At 39.8% G+C, this 3,957-nt stretch carries 3 protein-coding genes; all 3 read right to left on the bottom strand.

Features of this window, described 5'->3' with window-relative positions; genetic code table 11:
- Positions 1 to 1,515, bottom strand: a 1,515-nt coding sequence (locus ACVPON_RS02930) for an RHS repeat-associated core domain-containing protein (protein WP_462876022.1), incomplete at its 3' end; no start/stop codon positions are given.
- 841 nt (positions 1,516 to 2,356) lie between these two features.
- Entirely contained in the window at positions 2,357 to 2,980 is a 624-nt protein-coding gene (locus ACVPON_RS02925; RefSeq protein ID WP_462876020.1) for a DUF443 family protein, read from the bottom strand.
- Between the two features lie 14 nt (positions 2,981 to 2,994).
- A partial coding sequence (locus ACVPON_RS02920) for a hypothetical protein (protein ID WP_462876018.1) occupies positions 2,995 to 3,957 on the bottom strand: 963 nt, incomplete at its 5' end.

Below are 3,957 nucleotides of genomic sequence, written 5' to 3'. Positions count from 1 at the left end.
ATTATAGACAGACTGTCCTGTTGCCTTGGCTTGTTCCCAAGCATTGTTCACCCCTTGGCTAACTTGTTCATACTTCTGCCCTACATAGCTACTTGCCCCTTGATAGGCTTGTTGTCCAGCATGGTAGAGGTTATTGATTTGTTGCCCAACCCAGTTTTTGGCATTATTCCACTGCTGACCTACCCACTGCTTGGCTTGATTTACCTTGTTGCTAACCCAGTTAACTCCTGTATGATAGGCACTCTTAACTGAATTCCAAGTATTTGTCGCAACTCGTTTCACCGTATTCCAAGCATTACTTGCTACTTTCTTTGCACCATTCCATAACTTCTTAGCACCCCTAACAAATCCCTGCAAGAAATGCCCACTTGGGTCGGTATAGTTGACTGGATTGTTGTGAACATAGCTGTAGCGGTTCTGACTGAGTGGAGCCGTCAATTCACCTTGATAGCTGTCTTCTGTAAGGAAAGTACCTGCTTGGCTATCGTAGTATCGTGCTCTTAGATAGTCAAGTCCTGTAATATCACGAGCTTCCCCATTGTAGGCAAAAGGATTGCCCGTCTCGTCTGTGCTAGACTTACTTGCTCCGTAGAGTTGGTACTGGCTGGACGCAACTGCTACTCCGTCCTTGGTCAAGCCTGTGACTGTTCCTGCCTGATTGGTCAGGTAGTGATAGGTATCCCCCGTCTCATGGTTGAGATAAGAGCTTCTTCCCTGTCCATAGGTATAGGTCTCTCTTGCTTTTAAGTCTCGATCATAGGTCTGGAGTACCTCGGTATGCTTGCGATTGACGTCATTAACGTAGTTACGCTCTTCGTAGTAGTTAAAGCGATCCTCTCGTGTGGTGTAAGGAATGAGAACCTCTTTGACCTCACTCGCATAGGTCACGTCCCCCTCACCCGGCAGATCTCCAAGCTCTGGTGAGTTGACCACTAGCCCCTCCTTGGTCGCACGGTCTTTCGCTACTTTCTGATGGTAGGCAGTCGACACATCATCAAAAATCTCATGCCAGATAGTCCCCACCGTCTGCGGTAGGGTAGACAGTGCCTGTAAGACATTCTGGCTAAAGCCATACCAGAAGAGACTCGGCTCCTCCCCATTCGGGGCAGTATAAGGAGACTTCCTCTTCTCCTCTCGTTTGAAGAGCTGATAGGTATGTTTACCTTTCTTACGGCTAGCACTAAATACTCGGTTATCGTCCCCGTCATAGAGGGCTGCCATCAGAAGTCCCTCCTTGTCCTTAACCGCAAGGAGCCGGTTCTCTGTGTCGTAGATGTAGTCTAACTTGTCATCCTTCTTCTTAGATGAGATGCGGTTGCCATTCCTGTCGTAGGTATAGGTCGTTATACCGTCCTTGTTTTCTAGTTTGGTTAGGCGGTTGTTGTCATCGTAGGTAAAGGTGGTTTTCTCTTCCCTGCCCTCTACTTCTTCTGTGCTGGTCAGCTTGTTTCCTGCTAGGTCATAGGTGTAGGTGAGTTTCGATAATTCCTTGCCTGCCTTGTCGGATACTGTCATGGTCTCAATCTGACCGAGATAATCAGTATATTACGGAATATGTTCTACATAATAAAAAATTTATTTATCTTTCCGTCTTTTTATTTTACTTTTACGAATAAAGTAAGTAGAACAGTTTTATTTCTTATCTTGCTTTTATATGACAACATGTAAAAGCATAGTGGTGATGTGGAAAACACCTATGGAGAGAAGCTCCATAGGTGGGCGGGGAGCTAGGAAAGAGAGGACGGAAAACGATACATTATCGCCAGCGTTTTCAGAGTCCTCGATAACTAGCTCAAGCGCCAACAGCACCACGGAACACTACTTCATATACAGTATTATTTCTAATGTTAATCATATTTAATAGGTTGTTTTTGTAATGCTTTGGGTTAGTAGCGCCTAAATTTGGTTTAGGTGCTACCAACACCAAAGGTTTACTTGTCGCGGTTCAAGCAATGCTAATTGCTAAACAGATATCCTATACTTACGAGGTTTCGTACCACAGACATATAAAACATGATTTTCCCAAAAATATTGGAACAGCTATCAAACTAGCAATACAAGCCAAAAATATCTTCTAATTTTTTACGATCATTTTTTGTTAGTGATTTATATTTTTTATCAATTTCGTATATTGCTATCCGCCATGAGCCTGTTTCAATTAACTCTAGAATTAGTTTTTTTCTTCAGACTCTTTTATATAATCATCTAAAATATATAATAAAATATTTTCTGCTTCTGAGTAAGTCAACATTAAATTAATCCCCTATTACTGTTACATCTCTAAAATTGATATCTTTCGTCTTGTTTGTAATTAACTGCGGATATCCCCCGTACTCAATGATAGTAACACATTACTCTATATATCTATTTCATAATCCAATTTTGTATAATATCCTAATGCAAATATGAAATATGCCAATAATGTCATCCCACTTAAAATATGATATATTAAATTGTGATCGTTTTCTAGGAGAATAATCTTGGACAATATAACAAAAGTAAATAACATCCCTAAACTAAGTAATGGGAGCGTAACACTCGATATATTCTTACACAATAGCATACTCTTTCCAACAGGCTTTGTAATAAATGGTTTCATTATCAAAGATGTACGGTAGAAATAGATTCGCAAAGAAAGAATGGCAAATATAATAAATATATAAAACAATTGATTTGAAATATACGATATAGTACCAAATCCATCAGGCAACATTCGAGCAAATACAGCAGCTCCCAAACTAATATAAAACGATGGAGATATAGACCTATTTTCTTTTTTCATTGATAAAATATCTGCCTTAAGATTTATATAATCCTGTTGACTAATGCAATAAATTCGTTTCTTAAACAATGGACTAAGAAATGGAAAAAGAAAAGTTATAGGACCATTTTCTACATCAACTATATAATGATTATCACCATGTTCAAATAATTTATATCTCGGTTGTAACTTAATAGCATAAAGATTTATTTTTGACATATTGATTCACCTCCTTAATAATTTGGCGGGAGAGGAATTAAAGGTTCTTTCTTAAGAGGAGGAATGGGGTCTTTACCATCGTAATGACCAATCCCATCAATAATCTTACCAAATCCATCAATTCCTTGTCTAAGCCAAGAACTTTTATCTTTATAAATTTTATCAAACCAAAGACCTACACCTATAGCAGCAACTGTACCACCAACAATAGGCGCCCATACAGGAGCTGTTGCTCCAGCCACTGCAAAACCAAATCCTACAGCAGCTGCACCTAAAGTATAACCTACACCAGCTGCAAGTGTACTTCCTGATGTGTGTGCTACAGCTTGTCCAAATGTCTCTCCTTGATTAGCGTTGTCCCAGACTTGTAAACCAAATGTTGCAACTTTCGTTAAAGGATGATTAAAGAATTGTGAAGCTTTAGATAAAAATTTTCCAGCTTTTGCAAATTGAGAACCCAAACGATATGTAGCACTAGTTCTATCAACAGGAATTCCATGTTTTATTGAATGAACAAAAGGTTTAAAGAATCCTTGTGCAGTCCTCATTGCTTTGCCAGCCAAATCTAGTCCATCAGATAGATCATTTGCAATTCCCAACCTATCAACAATTGTATTAGCGGCAGAAACAGTATCATTTAAAACTTTCTTCCAGTCAATTTTATTTTTTGATTTTTTATCTTGTTTTTCTACTTTTTCTGCTGTCGTACACACATGCTTCAAGGTCTTGGCTAGGGCTGTACCCCAGTTTCTAAGAAGGTTCTGACCTTCTCGGATCTTAGGCGCTCCCTTCATACCAGTCGCTTGCGCATACTCCTTCCGAAGCTGTTGCTGACGGTATCGAATCGCCTGTGCATGGGCTTGGGCTCTGACTTGAGCTTCTTGTTGCTGAATATAGTCGTAGGCGGAAGCTGTTGGGACATAAGTTGGAACATAGGTGTAACTGTAGACACCTGTCTGTTGCTGGCGAATCTGATG

It is taken from the genome of Streptococcus sp. 1F3, from assembly GCF_054968985.1.
This window is presented reverse-complemented; position numbering and strand designations above follow the sequence as displayed.